Origin of the sequence: Phenylobacterium sp. LjRoot225 (genome assembly GCF_964252855.1) — a bacterium.
Lineage (GTDB): Bacteria > Pseudomonadota > Alphaproteobacteria > Caulobacterales > Caulobacteraceae > Phenylobacterium.
This window is the reverse complement of record NZ_CAXUPL020000004.1, coordinates 198,286-222,664: the sequence shown is the minus strand read 5'-3', so window position 1 is coordinate 222,664 and position 24,379 is coordinate 198,286. Positions and strand designations below refer to the sequence as shown.

Genomic DNA, 24,379 nt, shown 5'->3' with positions numbered 1-24,379 from the left:
GGCTTGCTTCGCCTCCCTATTTGCCGGCCGCGGCGAGGGCGGCGCTGAACTGCTGCAGGCTCATCTCGCCCTCGTACTTCTTGCCGTTGATGAAGAAGGTCGGGGTGGAGTTGACGCCGGCGTCGATGGCCGCCTTCACCCGCGCGTTGACGCCCTCGTAGCCCGCCTGGCTGCTCAGGCAGGCCTCGAACTGCGCCTCGGTCATGCCGTTGTTCTTGGCGATGCCCAGGAAGATCGGCTTGATCTCGCCCTCCCACTGGGACTGGCTGCGGAACACCTCGTCGACGACCTTGAAGTAGCTCTTCGGCCCGGCGCAACGCGCCATCAGGAAGCCTGCGGCGGCGACCTCGGCCGGCGGCGTCAGCATCTCGCGCAAAGTGTAGCGGACCTTGCCGGTGTCGACGTACTTGGCCTTGAAGGCCGGGAAGACGTCGCTGTTGAACCGGGCGCAGTGCGAGCAGCTGAGCGAGGCGTACTCGACGACCTGCACCGCCGCCCTGGGCGAGCCGAGGCTCATGTCGCCAGGCGCCGGCGGCAGCTTGTTCGCCGGCGCGGCCGAGGCCGCGCCTGCCGTGAGGGCGAGGACGGCGCTCAGCAGGATGCGGCGGGTGGAGGTCACAGCGGCTACTTCGACGCCGCGGCGATCGCCGCGTCGAGCTGGGCCAGCGTCACCTCGCCCTCGGCCACCTTCTTGCCGTTGACGACGAAGGTCGGCGTGCCGGTGATCTTGTCGTCGTTGATCGCCTTCTGCACCCGAGCGTTCAGCGCCTTCAGCGCCTCGGGGTCGGAGACGCACTTGTTGAACTGCTCCTCGGTCATCCCCGACGACTGGGCGATCCGCAGCAGGACGCCGCGGAAGTCGCCGGTCTGGAACATCTCCGCCTGGTTCTTGTAGATGGCGTCGAGGACCGTGAAATACTTGTCCTTCCCAGCGCAGCGCGCCACCAGGAAGCCCGCCGCGGCCACCTCTTCGGGCGGGGTCAGGAACTCCTTCAGGGTGTAGCTCACCTTGCCGGCGTCGATGTACTTGGCCTTGAAGGCCGGGAAGACCTCGTTGTTGAACTTTGCGCAGTGGCTGCAGCTGGCCGAGGCGTACTCCACCACCTTCACCTTGGCGTCGGCCGGGCCCAGGCTCATGTCGCCGGCGCTCGGTCCGCTCGCGCCCTTGTTGCAGCCCGCGAGGCTGAGCCCGGCCACGGCGGCGGCGACGAGAAGGATGCGGCGGCTGAACATGGGCGAGGTCCCTGAAATACGAAGAAAGGATTAAAGCCCGATTCCCGCAGGATCGGATGCGATCTAGCTCTGGCGGCGCATGACGGCGCGGCCGAGGCGCGTGAGGGCGTCCTTCAGCGGCCCGTCCGGGGCGTCGGCAAGATCCTTGGCGAGCTGGGCCTCCTTGGCCGCATCGAGCGGGGCGGCGCGCTTGCGCGGCGGCGCCGGCGCCTCGATCCCCACGCGCAGAGGGCCCTGGACGATGCGCAGCTTCTGCACCGCCTCGGAGCCCAGGAAGAGGTTCACCCGCGCCAATATGTCATGGGCCTGGTGCTGGATGATGGCGGCTGACGGCCCCGCCACCCGGATTTCCAGCGAGGACGGCGATCCGTTGCGGCCCTTGACCAGCTTCACCGGCTCGGTGCGCTTGGCGACCTCCGGGCCGACGATCTCGCGCCAGCGGGCGACAAGGGCGCCGGGCCCCTGGCCGAAGCGGTCGTCGAGCGCCTTCAGCGTCTTGTTGAGCGCGCGCCCGGCCGGCGGCGGCGCCCGGTGCTGCGGACGCGTCCGCTTGGCGGTCAGGATCCGCATCGCTTCTTCGGGCGTGGGCAGCTGCCGGCGCATGAGAGGCACCCTAGCGCGGCGAGGTTCGGGACGCGACGCAAAGATCCTCCCTTTGGGGGGAGGTGTCGGCGAAGCGAGACGGAGGGGGCGTTCGGCATCTTCGCGTTCCCTGCCCCGCCCGACGATGCTACCCCACCGCCCGTGACCCCCGCCGACCTCCGCGCCGCCCTGCTCGCCCATTATGACGCCAACGCCCGCGACCTGCCCTGGCGGGTGCGGCCGCAGGCGCGCGCGGGGGGGGTGAGGGCCGATCCCTACCGGGTGTGGCTGTCGGAGGTGATGCTGCAGCAGACCACCGTGCCGCACGCGACGCCCTATTTCCTGAAATTCACCGCTCGCTGGCCCACCGTGTCGGATCTCGCGGCGGAGGCGGACGGCGAGGTGATGGCCGCCTGGGCGGGGCTCGGCTACTACGCCCGCGCCCGCAACCTGCTGGCCTGCGCCCGCGCCGTCGCCCGCGACCACGGCGGCGTCTTTCCCGACACCGAAGAGGGCCTGCGCGCCCTGCCGGGACTGGGTCCCTATACCGCCGCGGCGGTGGCGGCGATCGCCTTCGACCTTCCGACCAATGTCGTCGACGGCAATGTCGAGCGCGTCATGGCCCGGCTGTTCGCCCTCGAAACCCCGCTGCCCGACGGCAAGCCCGAGCTCAAACGCCTGGCCGAGAGCCTGGTGCGCGACGAGCGGCCCGGCGACTGGGCTCAGGCGCTGATGGACCTGGGCGCCACCATCTGCCGGCCCAAGGCGCCGCTCTGCGACCGCTGCCCGGCGGCGGCGGCCTGCGCGGCGCGCGGCGGTGCGCCGGAGACCTATCCGCGCAAGGTCGCCAAGGCCGAGCGGCCGCACCGCTACGGGGTGGCCTATGTGCTGACCCGCGGCAGCGAGATCGCCCTGGTGCGCCGCCCGCCGAAGGGGCTGCTGGGCGGCATGCTGGCCCTGCCGACCTCGGACTGGCGCAGCGCCCGCTGGAGCGACGCCGAGGCCCTGGCGGCGGCGCCGGCGACGGCGCCCTGGCGCGGCGTGGGCGAGGTCGAGCACGTCTTCACCCACTTCTCGCTCACGCTGCAGCTGCTGCGGGCCGAGGGCGAAGCCTCTGACGTGATCTGGAGTCCCCGCCGCGACCTCGACGCCCTGCCGAGCGTCTTCCTCAAGGCCGCGAAGGCCGGGCTGTCGAACCTGCTCTGAGCTCCACCTTGAGTGTCATCCCGGTTTCGCGAAGCCGAAACCGGGATGACACCGGGGGTTATCTTGCGGCGCGGTCCTTGAGGATCTGCCCCAGGATGATCTCCACCTCCGCCGCCTTGGGGAAACCCTGGAAGACGCCGAACTGCAGGACGAACTCGCGCATCTCGTCTTCGGTGATGTCGCCGCTGTCGAGGGCGGCCTCGATATAGGTCTTGATCGCCATCGGCGCGCGGGCGGCGCAGACGCAGGCCAGGGTGATCCAGCGGCGCGAGCGGAGGTCCAGGCCCGGCCGCGACCAGACCTCGGCGAAGACGAAATCCCGGGCGGCTTCGGTGAAAGGCGAGCCCGGCGGGTGCATGGGACGGCCGACGACGGTCGCAAACGTCTCGGCGCCGCGTTCGGCGCGCTCGGATTTGTCGGACATTGTTCGCCTCGGATCAGATGGCGATCTGGCTGCGAACCTTTGCGCGCAGCACGTCGATCGGAGCGAGACCCTTGTCCGATTTGAAGTGCCAGTATGTCCAGCCGTTGCAGGCCGGCGCCGACTGCACCAAGGCGCCGACCTTGTGGATCGAGCCCGAGACCTCGCCGACCACCAGGCTGCCGTCGGCGCGGACGCGAGCGGCGTGGCGGCCCTTGGTGTCATAGAGAATGTCGCCGGCGCGCAGCAGGCCCGCCTCGACGATCTGGCCGAACGGGATGCGCGGCTCCGACTTCTTGGAGCTGGTGACCACCACCTCGTCCGGCGCCACCGGGATGACCCGGGCGATCCGTTCCTTGGCGAGCTTGGCGTAGGCCTCTTCGCGCTCGATGCCGATGAAGCGACGACCCAGCCGCTTGGCGGCCGCCCCGGTGGTGCCGGTGCCGAAGAAGGGGTCGAGGATGATGTCGCCCGGCTTGGTCGAGGCCATGATCAACCGGTGCAGCAGGGCCTCGGGCTTCTGGGTCGGGTGGGCCTTGGCGCCGGTCTCGTCCTTCAGCCGCTCCTCGCCGGTGCACAGCGGCAGCGTCCAGTCCGAGCGCATCTGCAGCTCGTCGTTGGCCATCTTCATGGCGTCGTAGTTGAAGGTGTAGCGCTTGCCGCCCCGGCTCTTGGTCGCCCAGATCAGGGTCTCGTGCGCATTGGTGAAGCGCGTGCCCTTGAAGTTCGGCATCGGGTTGGACTTGCGCCAGATGATGTCGTTCAGGATCCAGAAGCCCAGGTCCTGCAGGGTCGCGCCCACCCGGAAGATGTTGTGGTAGCTGCCGATCACCCACAGTGCGCCGTCGTCCTTCAGCACCCGGCGGCATTCGCCCATCCAGGCCTTGGTGAAGGTGTCGTAGGTCTCGAAGCTCTCGAACCGGTCCCAGTCGTCGTCGACCGCATCGACCTTGGAATTGTCGGGACGCAAAAGCTCGCCGCCAAGTTGCAGATTGTAGGGCGGATCAGCGAACACCAGATCGACCGAACGGTCCGGCAACTTCTTCAGTTCTTCCAGGCAATCGCCCTGGAGGATGGTCTCGGCCGGAAACGCCATTTCAACCTCGTGAACTCAAGAGCCTGAATTCACATGCTCATGGTGAATTCTGAGTTGCAAAACATGGTGAATGAAAGCCTAAGACCGGCCGCTTTCCCACCGTTCCTGCGCGCTAAGGTGGAGATCGAGGGGCTTTAGCTCCTGCGGACGGCAGGAAACACGCGATTGGCCCTGCTCGAGACCATCGCGTGAAGCGGCCGCGCGAGCGCGGTTTTCGGATTTGTCGACAACGGCCCGGGGGTGCGGAGACCGCGCGCCCCGGTCCGCAACAGCGGAGGGGGCGCGGCCGGCGTCAGAAGTCGTACTTCAGATTGACGCCGTAGGTCCGCGGCGCGCCGAGCGCGACGGTCGTGCCGGTGCCCGTGGTCAGCTTCTGGACGCTATATTCGGTGCCCGTCAGGTTCTTCACCCAGAACTCGACGCCGAAGTGTTCCGTCGGCCGGTATTCCATCGACACGTTGAGCAGCTGGTACGGGCCCTGGTCGAACAGGTTGTCAGGCTCGAACACATAGCCGCTGTTGTAGCTGTAGAGCGCCGAGATCCGCAGCTCGCCCTGGGGCTGCACCTGCGCCGTATAGCTTGCGCCGAAGCTGCCGCTGAACGTCGGCGCCAGCGGCGTGTCGTTGCCGGACACGTCGCCGAAACAGGTGGTGAAGCCGCCGGTGCGCGGGCCTGCGCCGAGCACGCCGGGGTCCTCGGTTCCCCTGAGGGCCGCCGGACAGGTCGCCGGATTGGCATAGGCGATCGGCGCCTGCGGGACCGTCGCCACCGGCGAACCGCCGAACTTGTGGAACCGCGAATCCAGGGCGGTGAACCCGCCGAAGAGCCGCAGCTCCTCGGTCGGCGCGGCCTCGAATTCGAGGTCGAAACCGTCCACCTTCACGGTCGCGGCGTTCAGCAGCAGCGATGCCCCCGGGTTGGCGGTGGCCGCCGAGCGCACCTGATAGTCGTCGATGTCGTAGTGGTAGGCGGCGAGATTGAGCCGGAGCTTGCGGTCGAACCACTCGGACTTCAGCCCGGCCTCATAGGCCATGATGTACTGCGGCTTGACCGCCGGGCTGAGCGGGCTCTGCAGGCTGAAGGAGCCGGCCTTGAACCCGCGGTTCACCGACGCATAGACGCTGACGTCGTCGTTGATCTCCTGGCGGAGAGCGACGCGATAGGTGAACTTGTTGTAGCTGAGCTTGGCGATGTTCGACGACGTCGGCCCGACAACCCCGGTCAGGAACACCGGGGTCTGGTTTCCGTCGAAATGCCGGCGATCCATGGTGTAGCGGACGCCGCCGGTGATCTTGGTCGTCGGCGTGATGGCGTAGGTGGCCTCGCCGAAGGCCGCATAGGAATCGGTCTTCAGGCTGGAGAGAATATCCAGCTGGCGCGCGCTGAGCGGCGGCGCCGCGAAGGCCAGGCCGAACTGCGTCTGGTCGGTTTCCGCCTCGGACCGCAGGTAGAAGGCGCCCGTCTGCCACTGCAGCCGGCCCTCGGCGTTCGACGCAAGTCGCAGCTCTTCCTGGTAGGTCCGCGCGTGGGCGACGTAGTCGATGTTGACCAGGTTGATCGGGCCGCCGTCGACGTCGAAGCTCGAGTGGTTGCGGATGCGGCGCATGGCCGCCACGTTGGTCAGGGTGGCGAACCCGAGATCCGCCTCGCCCGTCAGGCTCACGCCCCAGATCTTGAGATTGGTCTGGGCCGGCGTGTTGGAGGTGGTGTCCTGGCCGCGCGGGCCGATGACGCCGCCGGTGCCGACCACCCCGTCCTCGAGACGCCAGGCCAGTCCGAGATCGTCCTTGTTGCGGTTGTAGTCGCCGGCCAGCGTGAACTTGAGGGCGTCGGTCGGACGCCAGACGATCTTCGACCGCGCGCCCCAGAACTCCTGCTTCTTGATCTTCTGACCGGTGGTCCGGTTGCGGCCCCAGCCGTTGTTCTGATCCGAGCCGGTCAAGGCGATGTCGCCGGCAAGATTCTCCGCGAGGGGGCCCCCGGCATAGAGCTGGCCGCTCACGGTGTCGTAATTGCCGTAGCCGATCTGGCCCTTGAGGACCTTCTCCGTGCCGGGCTCGCGGGTGATGACGTGGATCAGGCCGCCGGTGGCGTTGCGGCCAAACAGTGTGCCCTGCGGCCCCTTCAGCACCTCGATACGCGAGATATTGTTGAAATTGTTGATCGTCTGGCTGAGGTCGCCGATGTAGACCCCGTCGACATAGAGGGCGTTGGCGCCCTCCTCCCCGGCGGCGGCGTTGGTGGTGCCGACGCCGCGGACGAAGAACAGCCCGCTGGGGCCGGACCGGGTCATCTGCACGCTCGGAACCAGCTGCGGCAGCGCGCTGGTCGTCGAGATCCCGGCCCTCTGCAGGGCCTGCTCGCCGACCGCGGTCACGGCGATCGGAACCTCCTGCAGGTTCTCCTCGCGGCGCTGGGCGGTGACGACGATCTCGTCGAGCTGAGCGGCGGGCGCGCCGGCCTCGCCCGGCGCCTGCGCGCTCGCGCAGGACGGCGCAAGGCTCGCGGCCAGTCCCGCCAGCGCAGCGCCCGCCAGCATGCTCACGCGCAATGAAGTCGCTCTCGAATACATCTTATCCTCCCCGTCTTACGTTCAATCGAAGTTCGGGAACGCAGCCTCTGAGCCGCCACCTAAACTCTTGAACTTATTATTCTTTTATACGCCTTGGCGGCATTCTTTGCCAGCTCTCACGCCGTCGGGCGGGCGCATCGATTGCCCGCCGGGACCGTCGTTGGCTTTTATCTATCAACATCGTTGTTGAGGATACGCTGGGTGTCAATCGCGAGCCCGCTGGGCAGGGTGACATTCAGACCCGGCGAAGCTCAGCCGCAGGATCGCCGCCCAGCGCCGTCCCACACCCGCCCAGGCCGGACGGAGCCGACCCCATATGCTATTGAAATAGGGAACATTTTATCCGGCCTCGACGAACGTCGAGATGCGACGACGGTCTCAATTCGACCGCACCGCGGAGCTGGCGACGCCCGTCAGTTGAACGCCTCGGCCGCGTCGAGCGGCAGCTCATCGTCCGGGACGTCGGCGAAGGCGGTCAGCGGGTCCTGGCCCATCATCGCCAGCTTCACCGGCGCCCAGCTCATGCGGTGGATCTCGCAGGGGCCGAGCGCGATCAAGGCCTCAGCGTGGATCGGGGCGCCATAGCCCTTGTGACGGGCGAAGCCATAGCCGGGATAGAGGCCGTCCATCTCCACCATCAGCCGGTCGCGGGCGACCTTGGCGAGGATCGAGGCCGCGGCGATCGACTTCGAGGTCGCGTCGCCGCCGACCACCGTCTTCACCTCGCAGGGCAGTTTGAAGCGGTAGTTGCCGTCGACCAGGGCGTATTTCGGCGGGGTCGTCAGGGCCTCGACCGCCCGGCGCATGGCCAGGCCGGTGGCGTGCAGGATGTTGAGCTCGGCGATCTCCTGGACCGAGGCGAAGCCGACGGCCCAGGCCAGGGCCTTCTGCTTGATCTCGAGCTCGAGGACGTCGCGGGTCTTGGCCGACAGCTTCTTGGAGTCGTCCAGGCCCTTGATGGTCTTCTTCGGGTGCAGGATCACCGCCGCGGCGCTGACCGGCCCGGCCCAGGGACCGCGGCCGGCCTCATCGACGCCGCAGACCGGGCCGTCGATGAAGGCCTTCTCCAGCATCAGGGTGGGCCCCTTCGCCATCTAGTGTCCCGATTCCGAAGTTCGCGCTGCGCATGACCTAACCCCTGGCGAACTTCAGATCCAGCACGCTAGCGCGCCATCCCCTTGATCGGCTCGTGCCGGAAGCAGCAGGTCAGGTGGTCGTTGACCAGGCCGACGGCCTGCATCCAGGCGTAGACGATCACCGGGCCGACGAACTTGAAGCCCTTGGCCTTCAGCGCCTTGGACAGCTCCACGGCCAGCTCGGTCTGCGCTGGGACCTGACCGACCTCGGTCCAGCCGTTCTGCAGAGGCTTGCCGTCGGTGAAGCTCCAGCAGAAGGCGGCGAAGTCTTCGCCCTTCTCGCGCATATCGAGATAGAGGCGCGCGCCGCCGATCGCCGCGTCGATCTTGGCGTTCGACCGGACGATGCCGGCGTCGGCCATCAGGCGCGCACGTTCGGCCTCGCCATAGCGGGCGACCGCCTCGGGGTCGAAACCGTCGAACGCCGCACGGAAGGCGTCGCGCTTGCGCAGGATGGTGATCCAGGCCAGCCCCGCCTGGAAGCCGTCGAGGACCAGCTTCTCCCAGAGCGCGCGCGAGTCATACTCCGGCACGCCCCACTCGGTGTCGTGGTAGGCTTCGTAGAGCGGGTCGCCGGCCATGCCGCGCCAGCCGCACCTGTGCAGGGGAGCATCCATCGCCGGGACTTTCAGCCGAGCCCGGCGCGAAGCACAAGCCCGCTTTTCAGCGGAATCCGGACCTGGTTTCGAGATGTTGCGGAAGCTTCGGCGCCGAACGCCCCCTCAGTCAGCTTCGCTGACAGCTCCCCCGCGTTGCGGTGGAGCATCTTCGGCCCAGATCCTCCACCGCAACGCGGGGGAGGTGGATCGCGCGAAGCGCGAGACGGAGGGGGCGTTCAGCGCCACTACGCCGGCGCGCCTTGGCCCAGCGCCTCGACCATCCAGTCCGGCCGCTCGACCGAGACCGGCCAGCCGTCGACCGTCAGCTCACCGGCGATGCGGTCGAGCCGCAGCAGGGCCATGGCCCGGCCGTCGGTCCCGGAGCAGACCTCGCCGGCGCGCAAGGTCCCCGCCAGCACCTCGACGCCCGGCGCGGGCGCTTCGCCGTCGAAGACGATCGGCAGCATGCGGGTCTTGATCTGGCCACGGCGCTTCATCCGCGAGGTCGTCTCCTGGCCGACGAAACAGCCCTTCTTGAAGTCGATCCCGGCCAGGAGGTCGAAGTTGGCCTCGATCGGATAGGTCTTGTCCGAGCCCCAGTCCGCCGGACCGGGGACGCCCAGCTCAAGTCGCCAGTCGTCGTAGGCCGCATCGTCGGCGAGCTCCGCCCCGGCCGGGGCGCTTGCGCCATATCCGCGCCAGCCGAGCTCCGGCAGCCTCGGGTCGCGGATGAAGCCCGGCGCCGAGGAGGCGTCCGGCCCGAACAGCGCCGACACCGTCGCCGCGTCGGCGGCGATCTCCACCTTGGCCCGCAGCCGGTACAGGGAGAGGCGTTGGACGATCGCCTCGCGGTGCTCGCGCGCCACATCCAGCCAGCAGCTGTCCTCGCGACCGACCACGAACATGTCCCAGAGCAGCCGACCCTGGGGCGTCAGCAGGGCGGCGAGGCGCGCCTCGCCGGGCGCGAGGCTCTCGACGTCCTGGGTCAGCAGGCCCTGGAGGAAGCTGCGCCAGTCGGCGCCGCCCACGGCGATAAGAGCGCGGCTCGGAAGCTCGGCGAAGGCAGGCTTGCTGGTCATGAAGGCAATTTGGGCGCTGCGGCGGTGGAGCGCCAGCCGGCAGCAGCATATAGAGAGAGAATGGCGCGCGGGTCCTTCCCGATTCTTTTCATTACGGCGACGAACATCGGCGACGCCGTCCTGGCGTCCGGGCTGATCAAACGCCTGTCTGACGAAATTCCGAACGCGCGCTTCACGATCGTCGCCGGGCCGGCGGCCGCGCCGCTGTTCGCCTTCGTCCCCAAGCTGGACGAGGTGATCGTCTTCGCGAAGCAGAAGGACGGCAGCCACTGGTTCGACCTGTGGCGCAAGGTTCGCAAGCGCCGCTGGGGCCTGGTCGTGGACCTGCGCGGTTCGGCCATCTCGCGGCTGATCTCCACCAAGCGCCGCGCCGTCCACCGCAAGCTCATCGGCGAGCCGATCCACAAGGTGATGGAGGCCGCCCGCGTCCTGAAGATCGAGGACGAGCCCGCCGCCCCCCACGTCTATGTCTCGCCCGAGGTCGAGGCCTACGCCTCGGACCTGATGCCCGGCCAGGGGCCGATCCTGGCCATGGCGCCGGCCGCCAACTGGGTCGGCAAGACCTGGCCGCTGGAGCGGTTCTCGCGCGTCGCCATACGGCTCCTGGGATCAGACGGTCCGCTGAAGGGCGGACGGCTGATGGTGCTGGGCGGCCCTGTCGACCGCAAGACGACGCAGGGGCTGAAGGACTGCGTCCCGCGCAACCGTTTCATCGACCTCGTCGGCCAGGTGGACGTGGTGACCTCCTTCGCCTGCCTCAAGCGTGCGCGCCTGTTCGTCGGCAACGACAGCGGCGCCATGCACCTGGCCGCCGCCTCAGGCGCGCCGACGCTCGGCCTCTTCGGCCCGTCCGACGAGCGGCGCTACGCGCCCTGGGGCGCGAACGCGCGGGTCGTCCGCGGCGGACGCAGCTTCGAGGAGATCATGTCCAGCGACCCGGACTCGAGCCAGGCGCTCTGTCACATGATGGACTTGAGCGTTGACCGGGTCTACGAGGCCGCGCGCGTCCTGCTGGCCCAGACCGAGCCGAAGCCGCAGGCTTCTTCCCCCGCCCCCTGAGCGGAAGCCTTCCCAAAGGAAGCTGTCATGGCTGAGACCTTCGACCTGATCGTTCGCGGCGGCGAAGTCGTCAACCACGCCGGGCGCGGCCTGGCCGACGTCGGCGTGCGCGGCGGCAAGGTGGCGGCGATCGGCGACCTCGCCCAGGCTTCCGCCGGCGAGGTGTTCGACGCGACCGGGCTGACGGTCCTGCCGGGCGTGATCGACAGCCAGGTGCACTTCCGCGAACCGGGCATGGAGTGGAAGGAAGACCTCGAGACCGGCAGCCGCGCGGCGGTGCTGGGCGGCGTCACCGCCGTCTTCGAGATGCCCAACACCGAACCCACCACCACCGACGGCGACGCCCTCGCCGACAAGCTCAGCCGGGCGGCCGGACGCATGCACTGCGATCACGCCTTCTACGTCGGCGGCACCCACGAGAACGCCGACTTCCTGGGCGAGCTGGAGCGGCTGCCGGGCTGCTGCGGGATCAAGGTCTTCATGGGCGCCTCGACCGGCAGCCTGCTGGTGCAGGACGACGAGGGCGTCGAGCAGGTGCTGCGCCACGTCAGCCGCCGCGCGGCCTTCCACTCCGAGGACGAGTACCGCCTGGCCGAGCGCCGGCCGCTCGCCCGCACCGGCGACTGGACCAGCCACCCCGAGGTGCGCGACGCCCAGTCGGCGATCCAGTCCACCGAACGGCTGGTGCGGATCGCCCGCAGCCTCGGCAAGCGCATCCACGTGCTGCACGTCACCACCGCCCAGGAGATCGCCTTCCTGGCCGCGCACAAGGACGTCGCCAGCGTCGAGGTCACGCCCCAGCACCTGACCCTCGCCGGCCCCGAAGCCTACGAACGGCTGAAGGGTTACGCCCAGATGAACCCGCCGATCCGCAGCGCCGAGCATCGCGCGGGCCTCTGGATCGGCGTCGCCAACGGCGTCGCCGACGTGCTCGGCTCCGACCACGCGCCGCACACCTCGGAAGAAAAGGCCCGCCCCTACCCGGCCTCGCCTTCGGGCATGCCCGGCGTCCAGACCCTGCTGCCGGTGATGCTGACCCATGTGGCGGAAGGCCGGCTGAGCCTGGAGCGGCTCGTCGACCTGACCAGCCATGGGGCGAACCGGATCTTCGGCCTGGCCGACAAGGGCCGGCTGGCGACCGGCTTCGACGCCGACCTGACCATTGTCGACCTGAAGGCGCGACGCACCCTGACCCACGCGATGATGGCCAGCCGGGTCGGCTGGACGCCGTTCGACGGCATGGAGGCCAAGGGCTGGCCGATCGCCACCATCATCCGCGGCCGGGTGGTGATGCGCGACGACGAAGTGACCGCCGCCCACCTCGGCCAGCCGGTCCGTTTCCTGGAAACCCTGGCAGGCTAGTCAAAAAATTCGGCATGACGGAGTTATCGCAGAGATTGTAAGCAGCCTGCGAAACTACGGCGGAGCGTATTGATGATCGCGACGGAGCACGAGGGCGGACCAAGGTCGTCACGCCGCTCGCGCGCCGCCTCGCCCGCCGCTGGCATGGATCGGACGCCTTCGATCCGGGCGCGCCTCGTCCTGCTCGTCCTCGCCCTGTTGATCCCGGCCCTGCTGCTCACCGGCCTGCTGCTCTGGAGCCTCGAACGGCAGGTCAACCGGATGCAGGAACGGCAGCTCGCCGCCACCGCGCGGGCCCTGGCCCTGGTGGTGGACGGCCGGATCGGCGAACAGGTCGCCACCCTCCAGGCCCTGGCGGTTTCCCGCCCTCTGGCGCAAGGCGATTGGGGGGCGTTCGCCAACGAGGCGCGCACGGCGCTGAACGGCACCAGCTCGTGGGTGGTCGTGCGGTTTCCCAACGGCGACCTGAAGGTGAACACCTTCGCCGGACCCGGGGAGGCCACGCCGGCGTCTCCGACGCGGATCCCAGCCGCGGCGTGGTCGGGGAGCCGCGGGCCGGCCCAGATATCGAACGTCATCTGGGGGCCGGTGTCGAAGCAGCCCGTGGTCGTGGTGATGAAGCCGGTCGTGCTCAACGACGGCCGGGCCGCGAACCTCAGCGTGGTGACCACGGCGGCGAGCTTCAGCAAGCTGCTGGCGCGCCAGCAGCTGCCGGCCCGCTGGACGGCCACCATCCTCGACGGTCAGCAACGCGTCGTCGGGCGAAGCCGTGAGGGCCAGAAGTTCGTCGGCTATCGCCACCCCGCCCAGGTGATGAAATCCCTGGCCGCGCAGAACCGCCACGTCCTGCGAACCGTCACCCTCGACGGGATCGCTGGGATCACGGCCTACGATCAACTGCCGAGCTATCACTGGGTGGCCGTGGTGGCGATGCCGCGCGACGAGGCCGTCGGCGCCGTCCAGCAAGCGCTGCTGCTCGTCGTCGTCCTCGGCGCCCTGCTGCTCACGGCGGCGGTGCTGCTGGCCCTGCGGATGGGTCGCCGCATCGCCCAGCCCGTCGAAACCGTCGCCCGCGCCGCCTCCGAATGGGTCGCCGGCGGCGCGGCGAACTTTCCCACCAGCACGGGCCTTTCCGAGACGGACGGGCTCAGCCGCGCCTTCGCCTCGGCCCTGGAGGCTGTCGAACAGCGCGACACGCGGCAGAAGCTGCTGATGAACGAGTTGAACCATCGGGTGAAGAACACACTGGCCACGGTGCAGGCCGTCGCCTTGCACACCCGCGCGGGGGCGGCCTCGACTGAGGACTATCATGCCGCCCTCGAGGGCCGGGTCATCGCCATGAGCCGCGCGCACGAAATCCTCACACGCACCGCCTGGGAAGGCGCGGAGCTCGGCGACCTGGCGCGCGATACGCTCAGCGCCTTCGCCGGCCCGCAGCTCAAGATCCACGGCCCGTCCGCCCCGCTGAGCCCCACCGACGCGCTCAATCTGGCGCTTGTCCTCTATGAGCTGGCGACCAACGCCTCCAAGCACGGCGCCCTCTCCACGTCGGAAGGGGCGGTGGAGCTGAGCTGGCGCAACCTCGGCGGCGAGACCCACGTGTCCTGGCGCGAAACCGGGGGTCCGCCGGTCGTCCCGCCGACCCGGAAGGGCTTCGGATCACGCCTGATCGGCCGGGCCACCCGGGATCTGAAGCCCTCGAAACTGGAGTTCGCCGCGGACGGCGTACGCTGCGACTTCACCGTCAGGACGCACGGCGGCGCCTGATGCCGCGCAGAGATCACGCTTCCCAAGCCCGCCGGCGCTTGGAATAAACGCCGCCATGGCTCCAGGCGCCACGGCGACAGCCCCGATCCGCGACGCCCGCTATGCGCCCCGCCATCTGGAGGTGGAGCGGCGCGCGGGCGGCGAACTGCTGCTGACCAATCTCACCCCCTTCTCCGACCGCTTCCAGACCCAGACCGCGGCGCTCGACCACTGGAGCACGACCGCGCCGGACCGCGTCTGGCTGGCCGAACGCTCCGGCGAAGGCTGGCGGACGATCAGCTTCTCCGAGGCCAGGGCGCGGGTCCAGGCGCTGGCCGCCGGTCTGGCCGAGATCGGGATCCCCGCGCCCGGCCCCCTGGCCATCCTCTCGCCCAACGCCATCGACCACGCCCTGATCGCCTATGCGGCGATGAGCCAGGGCCGGCCGATCGCGCCGCTCTCGCCGCAGTACGGCCTGCCGGGCGCGAACCTGGCCCGCCTCGACCACGCCTGCCGCACGCTCCGGCCCGCCGCAGTCTACACCCAGGACGCGGCCATCTTCGCCGAGGGACTGGCGACGGAGGGGCTGGCGGGCCTGCCGGTGATCGCCGCCCGCCGCCCCCGGCCCGGGGACATTCCGCTCGAGCGGCTCTACCAGGCAGGCGCCTGCGCAGCCGTCGCCACGCCGGACGACCACGCCAAATACCTGCTGACCTCGGGTTCGACGGGCCTGCCCAAGGCGGTGATCTGCACCCACCGGGCCATCAGCCTGAACTCGGCCCAGATCGCCGCCTGTTTCCTGGATCCCGAGCCGCCGGTCATCCTCTCCTCCGCCCCCTGGAGCCACAGCCTCGGCGCCAACTCCGTCCTGCACATGTCGCTGCACCGCGGCGGCACGCTTTACATCGACTGGGGACAACCCACCGCCGCGCGGTTCGGCGAGACGCTGCGGAACCTGCGCGAGGTCCAGGCGACCTATCAGTACATGGTGCCCGCGGGCTGGAGCCTGCTGGTCGAGGCGCTCGAGGCCGACGACGCCCTGGCGCGCACCTTCTTCGAACGGCTGCGGGTGATGGTCTACGGCGGCGCGGCGCTCGGCCAGGGCGTCGGCGACCGCATCCAGGCCTGCGCCCTGCGCGCGGTCGGCGAGCGCATCACCTTCTCCAGCGGCTATGGGGCGACCGAGACCGGGCCGAGCGCCTGCAGCGTCCACTGGCCGAACGACCGGATGGGCATGATCGGCCTGCCGATCCCCGGCACCACGGTGCGGCTTGTCCCAAGCGCCGGCAAGCTGGAGCTTCGCGTGAAGGGGCCGCAGCTCACCCGCGGCTATCTCGACCAGCCCGAGCTCACCACCGCCGCCTTCGACGAGGAAGGCTTCTACCGGCTGGGCGACGCCGTGCGGCTGCTCGATCCGGAGGATCCGACGCGGGGCATGGTGTTCGACGGCCGGCTGGTGGAGAACTTCAAGCTGGCCACCGGCGCCTTCGTCGCCTGCGGCGAGGTGCGGCTGAACGCGACCGGCGCGATCGGACCGGCGGTCACCGACGCGGTGGTCTGTGGGGAGAACCAGGCCGGCGTCGGTCTGCTGCTCTATCCGAACCCGACCCTGGCGCGCGACGTGGTCGCCGCCGCCGCGCGCAAGGGGATCGAGGCGTTCAACAGCCGCACGCCCGGGATCTCCGGACGGATCGCCCGCGCCCTCGTGCTGGCTCAGCCTCCGAACCCCGCCAGCGGCGAAATCACCGACAAGGGCTACGTCTCCCAGTCGATCGCCCGCGCCCGCCACGCCGAGACCATCCGCGGCCTCTTCGCCGAGCGGCCGGAGGCGGAGGTGATGGTGTTCGACGAGGGCTAGGACCTCCTACTGAATGCGATCACACCCAATACTCCGCGTCTTCCCGGACAAGGCGCGAAGCGCCGCAGATCCGGGACCCAGGGCCGCCGCACCGCAAAACCCCCTGGGTCCCGGCTCTCCGCTTCGCTACGGCCGGGATGACGACCTAGGTTGATGCACGGCCGAAGTTTTTCACCCGGACAAAAGAAAAAGGCCCGCGGGGCGAACCCGCGAGCCTCGTTCCTTAAGCCTGTCGGCTAAGCCTTAGACGTTGCCGGGCAGCTTGCAGCCGCCGGCGAAGGCGCAGCCGGTGGCGCCGATCGCGGTCACGGTCGGCGTCGTGTTGTATTCGATCATATAGCCCTTGTAGCCGTCCGAGCAGGCGACCTCGACCATGATGGTCCCCTTGGGCGTCTTGCCGCTGACGCGGGCGCCCGAGACGGTGCAGGTCTTCTGGTTGAACTTTCGCAGGTCCTCGGTCAGGGCGGCGTAGCCGGTGTCCTTGGTCAGGCTGCACTTGTAGCCGGCGGCGAGCGCACGGCCGCAATCCAGCACCTGGCCCTTGCCGGTGGCCGGGAAGATGCCGACGCCGCCGGAGCCGCTCTTGCAGGCGAGCTCGACGACCTCGTCGTTCCCGCGCATCGGGAACTGGGCGTAGTGGTCCACCTCGCACGTCGAGCCGGCGTTACGGGCGAGCTTGGTGTAGAGGGCGGCCTGTTCCGCAGTGGCCTGGCGCGAGTCCGTCAGGGTGCAGCCGCCAAGGATGTTCACCGCCTGGCCGCAGCTCCAGGTCTGGGAGAGCTGGCCGCTGGCGACCTTGTAGATATAGCCCTTCCCGTCCTGGCAGGCGGCCTCATAGTAGTCCGCGCCGTCCTTGGAGTTGCCGACGAAGCGGCGATCCTTGACCGTGCAGCCGTTGTTGGCGGACTGGGCGTAGCGGTCGACCACCGCCAGGCGGGCGGCCTTGTCGCTGAGCTCGCACTTCACGTTGCCGCCGGCGTCGTCGAAGTTCAGGCAGTTCTGCGCCTCGGCGGGCTTGGCGGTGTCCAGCGGCGAGCTGGCGATCACGACGTAGCCGGCGCCGCCCTGACAGGCGACTTCGAGGAAGGTGTTGGCCTTGGTCTGGCCGATGCCGCGGGCCTTTTCCGGCACGCACTGCACGCCGGCCTTGGCCAGCAGCGGCGCGAGCTGCGCCTTCGGGTCCGAGTTGCCCGGCAGGACGCAGGTGATGGCGCCTTCCTTCGGCGGCTGGCCGGCAGGCGGGGCCATCTCGATGCAGCTGAACACCGACGGCGCGGCGCCCGTAGCCGCCTGGAGGATGTAGCCCATGCCCGGGCCGCAGGCGACTTCGTAATAGCTGGTCGCCACCTTGGTCTTGGGGTCGTTGGCCTTGCCGATGAAGCGGGCGTCGCTGACCTGGCAGCCCAGGCTTGCGGCTTGGACAACTGCTGGCGCTTCGGCCATGCCCTGCTTGCGCTGGGCGTCCGAAACCGGCGCGGCGGCTTTCGGGGCGGAGATCACCGCGGCGGGCGCCAGCACCGCTGCACAGAGGGCCGCAACCAGCCCCCAACCGATTGGCCTCATGTCGCTACTCTCTCCTGGGTGTGTTCTAATCGTTAGGGCGAACATAAGCCCCCTCGCCGCGCCAGGGTCAAGTGAGGCGCCAAGGCGGCCAAATCATGGCATGAATCCAGAGGTTTAGCGCGCCGAGCACTCAGGCCGCCCGCACCTTGAGGCGCGCGCCGGCGACCCCGGCGACGGTGACCCGGGCGCCGGTCTCGAGCGTCTCGCCGCCCTCCAGCTCGGCGGCCCATTCCTTGCCGTCGATGAAGACCCGGCCGGCGCCGGCCTGGAAGGCTTCGACGACGCGGCCCTCATGGCCGATCAGCCGCGCGACATTGTCGTTGATGTCGTGCGCATGGCTGGCCAGCCGGCGCGGGACATAGCGCCGCGCGGTCAGGGTCGAGACGATGGTCAGGAAGACGAAGATCAGCACCGCGGCGGCGAACGGGATCTCGCCAAAGCCCTCGATGACCGCCACGACGCCGGCCGAGGCCGCCGGCCACAGCAGCCAGCCGGAGCCGGCCGCCACCTCGACCGCCAGCAGGGCCGCGGCGATCCCCGCCCAGATCCAGGCGGGGTGGGCCAGGTAGAGGTCGGCGAGCGTCGCCATCGCCTCAGCCGTCCGTCGGCGGCACGGCGGCGCCCCGCGCCCGCGGGCGCGGCGGCGGCAGGGCGGGCGGCTCCGCGCCGATGCTCTTCAGCAGCTCGCCGATGCCGGCGACGGAACCGACCAGCGAGGACATGTCGGCGGGCACGATGACGGTCTTCTGCTGCGGGCTCTCGGCCAGCTTGCCGAAGGCCTCGACGTATTTCTGGGCGATGAAGTAGTTGATGGCGTTGACGTCGCCCTGGGCGATGGCGTTGGAGACCAGTTCGGTGGCGGTGGCCTCGGCCTTGGCCGAGCGCTCGCGCGCCTCGGCGTCGCGGAAGGCCGCTTCCTTGCGGCCCTCGGCCTCGAGGATGGCCGACTGTTTCGAGCCCTCGGCCCGGGCGATCGCCGCCGACTTCTCGCCATCGGCCTCGGTGATCACCGCGCGCCGCTCGCGCTCGGCCTTCATCTGCCGGGCCATGGCGTTGGTGATGTCCGGGGGCGGCAGGAGGTCCTTGATCTCGATCCGCGTGACCTTCACCCCCCAGGGGCTGGTCGCCTCGTCGATCACGCTCAGCAGGCGCGAGTTGATGTGGTCGCGCTGCGACAGCACCTCGTCCAGCTCCATCGAGCCCACCACGGTGCGCAGGTTGGTCATGGTCAGCTGGGCGATGGCGTAGTGCAGGTTGTCGACCCGATAGGCCGCCTGCGAGGCGTCCATCACCTGGATGAAGACGATGGCGTCGACCTGGACGGTGACGTTGTCCTTGGTGATCACCTCCTGCCGCTGCACGTCGAGCACCTGCTCCATCAGGTTCACCCGCCGCCCCACGTTCTCGACGAAGGGGGTGAGGAAGCTGATGCCGGGCTTCAGGGTGCGGGTGTAGCGGCCGAACCGTTCCACGGTGAATTCGCGCCCCTGCGGGACGATCTTGATCGCGCCCAGGGCCACGACCACGGCGAGGATCACGAACACGACGAGAATGGTGAAGCCCATGCGGTCCTCCGGAAACAGCCTGGAGTTTATCGACCGCCCAGCGCTCGCGCCATCGCCGTTGCAGGCGCCGGCCATGCTCCCGCCCAGGTTCGCGGTTTGCTAAGCCCTGCTCATGCTGCGCAAAGCCCTCGCCCTCACCCTGTCCGCCCTGCTCTGCATGGCCGCCGCGCCCAAGCCCGCCGGCCGCGCGGCCCCAGCGCCCGCACCGGCCCGTGCGGCCGCGCTCGACGCCCGTGATCCGGCGAGCCTGATAACCCTGCTCTCCAGCCTCAGCGCCAAGGCCGAGGTCGCGCAGCGCGACGGGGATGCGGTCTTCCTGACGGTGACCTCGCCGACCGAGGTGTTTTCCGTCCAGTTCGCGGGATGCGACGCCCAGGGCCGCAAGTGCCAGGCCCTGCTGTTCGATCGGCCGAGCGCCCAGGGCTCGCCGACCCTGGTCCAGCTGAACGCCTTCAACCAGACCTCGGTGATGTGCCGGCTCTACCAGGACAAGGGCGGCCGCGCCCACGTGCTGTATTCGTCGCTGCTGTTCCAGAAGGACGGGCGCGCCGAGATGCTGATGCACCTGAACGCCTGGCGCGGCTGCATCGGCGACTTCAGCGCCTTCCAGAAAGACCCCGCGGGCTTCCTGGCCGGCGCCGAATAGGGCTCAAAGGTGCTCCACCGTGAAACGGGGGAGCTGTCGCGAAGCGACTGAGGGGGCGTTCGGCGCAGGCCTATCGATCGCCCCCCGCCTCTACGCCTCCTGCCGCCGCGCCGCCGCGACCGGCGCCGGCTGCGGCCGGGTGAAGACGAACTCCGCCTCGTTCGACTGCGAAGCCACAAACCGGTAGCCGCCGACGTCGAAGGCCTTGAGGTCGGCGGCCCGCTCGATGCGGTTGTCGATCGCATAGCGGGCGATCAGGCCGCGCGCCTTCTTGGCGTAGAAGGAGATGATCCGCGCCTCGCCGTCCTTCTCCTCGAGGAAGCGGCAGGACAGCAGGGGCAGCTTCAGCGCCTTGCGGTCGACCGCGCCGAAATATTCGCCGCTGGCGCAGTTCACCAGGGTCTTGTCCTTGTGGCCCATGGCGGCCTCGTTCAGCGCCGTGGAGATCCGGTCGCCCCAGAAGTCGTAGAGGCTCTGGCCGCGCCGGGTCTTCAGCCGGGTTCCCATCTCCAGACGGTAGGGCTGCATGGCGTCGAGCGGACGCAGCACCCCATAGAGGCCCGACAGGATCCGCACATGGTCCTGCGCCCAGGCCAGGCCCTTCTTGTCCAGCTCGCGCGCGCCCAGCCCGCCGTAGACGTCGCCGTTGAAGGCGAAGACCGCCTGCAGCCCCTCCTCCGAGGCCGGGTCGAAGGCCTGGAACCGCTCGCGGTTGAGCTTGGCCAGGTTGTCCGACAGCGACATCAGCCGGCGCAGGTCCGCGGCGGTCAGCTTGCGGGTGACCTTGGCCAGCTCGGCGGTGTCTGCGCCCAGCTGCGGCGTCGTCAGCGGCGCCGCCGTCGCCGGCGCAGTGAAGTCGAGGGCCTTGGCCGGCGAGAGCACGATCAGCATGGCCGCGGGTTTGCCGCCAGGCTGAGCCGTACGCAAGGGGCGTATTGCGGCGCCCGCCGCGGGCGCGTCAGCCGCCGGCAAGATGGCCGCGGGCGGCGGCTCGCTCACCGTCGTCGCGGCCGCGGCCTCAGGCGTCGCTGGCGCGGCGTGGGGTGGGGATGTTGACTCCTAGCTGACGTTCAGAAGGTCTGCTTGCGGCTGGCGGCAACATAGTCGCTGAAGCGCAACTCTTCGATTTGGCCGTCTTGCGTGAACTTCGCGCCCCAACAGGAAGTCGCTAGGCCTATCGTCGATATGTCGCGTCGGGGGGAAACACGCGAATATTGACGACTCGTGGCTCACGGATACCTTGCCCAAAGGTGGGAGCGGATGAACGACGGTCAGTACCGAGAGCAGCGGGACGGCGCTCTCACCGCCATAGGGCGCGCGCTTGATGCGGGGCAGTTCGGCCTTACTCGCGAGCAGCTCGGTATCCTCCTTCGGAACGCGGATCGCCTCTATGAAGACGCGATGTATCTTGCCACTGGTGGCCGCCTGCAAAGCGCGCGCAGCTTGGCTGTTCTGTCCTACGAGGAAGTCGGAAAGCTGGTGCTGATGGGCTGGCGCAAGGCCGGCTATGATGCCCCGTCCTTGCGCATGCGAGGCGAGCACCTGCAAAAGCAACTCGCCGCATCAACCATCGTCATGGCTGCGTGGCTCAGGGATAGAGCGGAAGAGGCGGTCACCCAGCGAGCCGTACCGAAAGAAGTCGCCGCGCTGGTCCAAGCGCTACGGGGGAGCTATCAGGACAGCTTGGCTATCAAGGTGCTGTCTCTAGCGTTCGAGGGCTATCTCGACCGACAGAAACAGGCGGGCTTCTACCTCGACTTCGATGAGCTGGGAGTGCCCTTCCATGATCCGGCCAGCGGAGCTGACGTTGTGAGCGTGTTGCAGCAGACATGTGAGGCCGCTAGCGCGCTGCGCGATCCACGGACGTTGGAAGCGGGCTTCAAGATTGCGTCGGCTCTTCCTTCGCGGCGCGGTGTAGCCCAGGGGCGGCGGCCAAGTCGAACCGACTGACCGCACGCGGCGAGCCGGTTCAGGTGATGCCGTATGCCTCATGCGCGTACTCACGGACCTCCGCAGTCGCCTTCGTCTCCAGCTCTTCGAGGTACGCGAGAAACTGGTCACCCGAGCGTGGCGAGAAGACTTTCGCCTTCAGGGTGACGCCCGATTGGATCATCTCACGAACCAGACCGGCGCAACCGTTGTCGAGGAAGATTGCATCCACGTACGGCCCATATACGGACACCGCGTTCACGTCGTTGAAGAAGCCTCTGGTGGGAAGCTCCTTCTGACCGGCTGCCATTTTGCGCGCGAGCCCGGCGAACAGATGGGCCGAGATGCGGTGGTGAGGGAGCCGCCAGTTGCCCTTCCAGTTCCAGAAGCGAACGACCGTCTCACTCGCCTCTTCCGAGCTACTCCCGCGCCGACGCAAATCATCGGCCATGAAGCCGAACTGGACGTACGCCGGACTGTGCAAACTATCCAGCATGGCCATCCAGTCGCCACTCTCGTTAGCCTCCGCCGCGCCCCGTAGCGCGGCCGCCAGCGCCTGCATGTGCGAACGGCCGTAGCTCTCCAGCTCCCGCTTCAGAGCTTGCTTGAATGTGGGTTTTTCCTGACCCCAATGCTCAGCCAGCTCCGCAAGCGCGTCTCCCGCTCTGTCTCTCGACGCCCGCACGCCGTCCGCAAACCGGCTCAGGTCCATGTTGGTGCTGATGTGCATATCGGAGAGCCATGCATTGCGGCTGCCCTCAAGAACCTCATCCACGTCGAAGGTTAGCTCGGGCGGCTCGCATCCAGCGAGGAACGCCTTGAAGAACGCCCACGTCTGCGCATTGATGACGTCATCAATGTTCTTGAACGACACGTCGCCCCCGAGCATTTCGTGAGCGAGGCGAAGCTCGGAGGCGGACCGATAAACCAGCGTCTCATCCGTGTGGATATTGCTGTCCGGGAAGACTGCCTGTTGGAGCAGGTGAACCCGGCGGATGAGGCGCTCAGCTTCACGCCAGAACGCCTCGCTATTCGCACCGGGGCGCCGAGTTCCCGACCTGATTTTGAATATTTCGCTGATGGCTAACTGGTCGAGGTAAATGACCTTCTTATCAACCTCGGGCAGGGCCTCCGAATAGCCGTATCGGCAGCGGCGGCAGCGTCGCGTCAGGGCGTCCCCGCCAACCGACAGGATGCCTAAGTCGGATTGGCGACAACCGGGGCAGTACTGAAAAGGCGCACGCTCAAACATCACAGTCTAGGCCTCGGCCGGCAACGAAGCTTAGCTGGAAACCGCATGGCGCAGCTTCAATAACGAAGGTCGTGAAACGTTGTGGGGCGATTTGCGGCGCGGGCGAATGCCCGCTGTCGGGAGCCGTGCCAACGCCGCTGCTGGCGCAGGCCTGACCCCCACGCCGACCCTCGGCTCGCTCAGACGGACGGGCCCGAGAAGCTACCGCTTGGCATCGGCCGCGTCTTCTCCCGCAGCGCAACCCAGAACGCGATGATTTCATGGGCAAAGCGGAAAAGTTGATCATCAGACACATCGATGTGGCGAACATCCTCGAGCGGGGTCGCGCCGTGCAGGAAGTAGGAATACCAGCCCGCGTGCGGCCGCGATTCCGAGAAGTACTGGGGATATGCCCTGAACGCGGCTTCCGACGACCGACCGTTGCCGTGGCGGGCCGCATTCGCGATTTCGAGTAGCTCAGCGATCGTCTGGTAAGGCGCTAGTGTCGTGAGGGCGAACCCCCGCAACTTACAGAACATGTCCTCAAGGTCCGGAATGCGCGCTTTGTCGAAGCGCGCGAGAGTCACGTCGTGATCCTTGCCGAAAATGGCGACCGATTTCCACATGTGCTCGCGGAAGTGGCTTTCCCATAGCCCGGCCATTGCGAGCGCCAACGCCTTCCGTGCCTCGCGTGCGCTTTGGGCCCGCTTGTAATCGTCCAGGTCCAAGACCGTGCCGATACCCTCTGCCGGTTCATGGGCGGATAGAGCCTCACAGGCAGGAGAAACGACAAGGTCGCGGAACGTGCCAGTCGAACTGGCGAACTCCTCAAAGAGCATGTCGGCAAGCGAGCCGCGCCAGGTCGGTTGATCCATCTACACCCCGCGAATCTTCTGCGTATACCCGAATGCGAACCCCGCGCGGACTCAGATGCCGGCGGGTTATCGAGGGAATTGGGACAGGTGCCGTGGGCGGCGCTTAACCTGGCGCGGCGTGCCTACCGTACCTACTCAACGCCCCCGGAGATTTAGGAACACGTCCCTCTCCCCGCACGAAGGTCTCGAATCCGCAAGGACGCCAACTTCCGCTCCTGGCGCTAATGAATCTTTCGCTTTTGGATCCTGTCCTTCACCTTCGCGAAGGTGACGAGGACCAGCGCAACGCCGGTGACGATGAGGCCTGCAGCGGCACCCCATCGGTGGGCCATAACCGATAGGACGCCTAGCGCGACCGCTACGACGGCGCCCCCTATCGTCACCCAGTCATCCTTGATCATTTGCCAAATTCCCACCGATGCATCTGGATCTCAAGACCAGTGTGTCCGCCACCGGCCGACTCCGGATGTTTCGACGAACACCGGGCCCACCCCGTCTGCTGTCCCGGTTCGCGCAGGTCCAACCATCGTGGCCCCGCGACGCAGGAGACGCGTTGACCATGGCGCCGCGCGCCAGGTCCGACTCCGGACGGCGCAACAGCTTGGCCATGCAGAGGCCCGT

General features: G+C 68.4%; 22 protein-coding genes. 7 read left to right on the top strand and 15 right to left on the bottom strand.

Going from position 1 to position 24,379, the window contains the following annotated elements; translation table 11 throughout:
- Positions 1-16: 16 nt before the first annotated feature.
- The 3 genes from ACSQ2B_RS21065 to ACSQ2B_RS21055 form a co-directional block, all read right to left on the bottom strand.
- Entirely contained in the window at positions 17-619 is a 603-nt protein-coding gene (locus ACSQ2B_RS21065; protein WP_436052978.1) for a DsbA family protein, read from the bottom strand.
- Positions 620-624: 5 nt separating this feature from the next.
- Entirely contained in the window at positions 625-1,233 is a 609-nt protein-coding gene (locus ACSQ2B_RS21060) for a DsbA family protein (protein WP_436052976.1), read from the bottom strand.
- A gap of 63 nt (positions 1,234-1,296) precedes the next feature.
- The gene (locus tag ACSQ2B_RS21055) at positions 1,297-1,836 is read right to left on the bottom strand and encodes a DUF721 domain-containing protein (protein ID WP_436052974.1); all 540 of its coding nucleotides are present in this window, start codon (positions 1,834-1,836) and stop codon (positions 1,297-1,299) included.
- A gap of 141 nt (positions 1,837-1,977) precedes the next feature.
- Here ACSQ2B_RS21055 and ACSQ2B_RS21050 point away from each other — a divergent pair, with 141 nt between their 5' ends.
- Positions 1,978-3,021, top strand: coding sequence for an A/G-specific adenine glycosylase (locus ACSQ2B_RS21050; RefSeq protein WP_436052973.1), 1,044 nt, complete (start codon positions 1,978-1,980; stop codon positions 3,019-3,021).
- A gap of 58 nt (positions 3,022-3,079) precedes the next feature.
- Here ACSQ2B_RS21050 and ACSQ2B_RS21045 read toward each other — a convergent pair whose 3' ends face one another.
- From ACSQ2B_RS21045 to ygfZ, 6 genes are all read right to left on the bottom strand, one after another.
- Positions 3,080-3,445, bottom strand: a complete 366-nt coding sequence (locus tag ACSQ2B_RS21045) for a carboxymuconolactone decarboxylase family protein (protein ID WP_436052971.1) — start codon at positions 3,443-3,445, stop codon at positions 3,080-3,082.
- 13 nt (positions 3,446-3,458) lie between these two features.
- The gene (locus ACSQ2B_RS21040) at positions 3,459-4,538 is read right to left on the bottom strand and encodes a site-specific DNA-methyltransferase (protein ID WP_436052970.1); all 1,080 of its coding nucleotides are present in this window, start codon (positions 4,536-4,538) and stop codon (positions 3,459-3,461) included.
- 292 nt (positions 4,539-4,830) lie between these two features.
- Positions 4,831-7,110: a TonB-dependent receptor gene (locus tag ACSQ2B_RS21035; RefSeq protein WP_436052968.1), complete on the bottom strand. Its 2,280-nt coding sequence runs from the start codon at positions 7,108-7,110 to the stop codon at positions 4,831-4,833.
- Positions 7,111-7,523: 413 nt separating this feature from the next.
- Entirely contained in the window at positions 7,524-8,204 is a 681-nt protein-coding gene (locus tag ACSQ2B_RS21030; protein ID WP_436052967.1) for a ribonuclease HII, read from the bottom strand.
- A gap of 68 nt (positions 8,205-8,272) precedes the next feature.
- Positions 8,273-8,863 carry a DNA-3-methyladenine glycosylase I gene (locus ACSQ2B_RS21025; protein ID WP_436052966.1) on the bottom strand — a complete coding sequence of 197 codons (591 nt, stop codon included), beginning with the start codon at positions 8,861-8,863 and terminating at the stop codon, positions 8,273-8,275.
- A 227-nt stretch (positions 8,864-9,090) separates the two neighbouring features.
- Entirely contained in the window at positions 9,091-9,924 is an 834-nt protein-coding gene (ygfZ, locus tag ACSQ2B_RS21020; protein ID WP_436052964.1) for a CAF17-like 4Fe-4S cluster assembly/insertion protein YgfZ, read from the bottom strand.
- A 60-nt stretch (positions 9,925-9,984) separates the two neighbouring features.
- Here ygfZ and ACSQ2B_RS21015 point away from each other — a divergent pair, with 60 nt between their 5' ends.
- From ACSQ2B_RS21015 to ACSQ2B_RS21000, 4 genes are all read left to right on the top strand, one after another.
- Positions 9,985-10,983: a glycosyltransferase family 9 protein gene (locus ACSQ2B_RS21015; RefSeq protein WP_436052963.1), complete on the top strand. Its 999-nt coding sequence runs from the start codon at positions 9,985-9,987 to the stop codon at positions 10,981-10,983.
- A 27-nt stretch (positions 10,984-11,010) separates the two neighbouring features.
- The gene (locus tag ACSQ2B_RS21010) at positions 11,011-12,345 is read left to right on the top strand and encodes a dihydroorotase (RefSeq protein ID WP_436052961.1); all 1,335 of its coding nucleotides are present in this window, start codon (positions 11,011-11,013) and stop codon (positions 12,343-12,345) included.
- A gap of 72 nt (positions 12,346-12,417) precedes the next feature.
- Positions 12,418-14,112, top strand: a complete 1,695-nt coding sequence (locus ACSQ2B_RS21005; protein WP_436052959.1) for a sensor histidine kinase — start codon at positions 12,418-12,420, stop codon at positions 14,110-14,112.
- Between the two features lie 55 nt (positions 14,113-14,167).
- Positions 14,168-15,949, top strand: coding sequence for an AMP-binding protein (locus ACSQ2B_RS21000; RefSeq protein WP_436052958.1), 1,782 nt, complete (start codon positions 14,168-14,170; stop codon positions 15,947-15,949).
- A gap of 243 nt (positions 15,950-16,192) precedes the next feature.
- On the opposite strand, the gene ACSQ2B_RS20995 is transcribed toward ACSQ2B_RS21000, so the two are convergent.
- From ACSQ2B_RS20995 to ACSQ2B_RS20985, 3 genes are all read right to left on the bottom strand, one after another.
- Positions 16,193-17,512, bottom strand: coding sequence for a hypothetical protein (locus ACSQ2B_RS20995; RefSeq protein ID WP_436052956.1), 1,320 nt, complete (start codon positions 17,510-17,512; stop codon positions 16,193-16,195).
- 130 nt (positions 17,513-17,642) lie between these two features.
- Positions 17,643-18,101, bottom strand: coding sequence for an NfeD family protein (locus tag ACSQ2B_RS20990; RefSeq protein WP_436052955.1), 459 nt, complete (start codon positions 18,099-18,101; stop codon positions 17,643-17,645).
- Between the two features lie 4 nt (positions 18,102-18,105).
- A complete protein-coding gene (locus ACSQ2B_RS20985) occupies positions 18,106-19,077 on the bottom strand; it encodes an SPFH domain-containing protein (protein ID WP_436052953.1) in 972 nt (323 codons plus the stop codon).
- A gap of 112 nt (positions 19,078-19,189) precedes the next feature.
- Here ACSQ2B_RS20985 and ACSQ2B_RS20980 point away from each other — a divergent pair, with 112 nt between their 5' ends.
- Entirely contained in the window at positions 19,190-19,723 is a 534-nt protein-coding gene (locus ACSQ2B_RS20980) for a hypothetical protein (protein WP_436052951.1), read from the top strand.
- 90 nt (positions 19,724-19,813) lie between these two features.
- On the opposite strand, the gene yaaA is transcribed toward ACSQ2B_RS20980, so the two are convergent.
- Positions 19,814-20,614 carry a peroxide stress protein YaaA gene (yaaA, locus tag ACSQ2B_RS20975; RefSeq protein WP_436052950.1) on the bottom strand — a complete coding sequence of 267 codons (801 nt, stop codon included), beginning with the start codon at positions 20,612-20,614 and terminating at the stop codon, positions 19,814-19,816.
- 369 nt (positions 20,615-20,983) lie between these two features.
- Here yaaA and ACSQ2B_RS20970 point away from each other — a divergent pair, with 369 nt between their 5' ends.
- Entirely contained in the window at positions 20,984-21,673 is a 690-nt protein-coding gene (locus ACSQ2B_RS20970) for an AbiV family abortive infection protein (protein ID WP_436052948.1), read from the top strand.
- A gap of 19 nt (positions 21,674-21,692) precedes the next feature.
- On the opposite strand, the gene ACSQ2B_RS20965 is transcribed toward ACSQ2B_RS20970, so the two are convergent.
- Together ACSQ2B_RS20965 and ACSQ2B_RS20960 are read right to left on the bottom strand one after the other, a co-directional pair.
- Complete coding sequence (locus ACSQ2B_RS20965; RefSeq protein ID WP_436052946.1) at positions 21,693-22,904, bottom strand: hypothetical protein; 1,212 nt, start codon at positions 22,902-22,904, stop codon at positions 21,693-21,695.
- Between the two features lie 179 nt (positions 22,905-23,083).
- On the bottom strand, positions 23,084-23,758 hold the full coding sequence (locus ACSQ2B_RS20960) for a hypothetical protein (RefSeq protein WP_436052944.1): 675 nt from the start codon (positions 23,756-23,758) through the stop codon (positions 23,084-23,086).
- Positions 23,759-24,379: the final 621 nt, after the last annotated feature.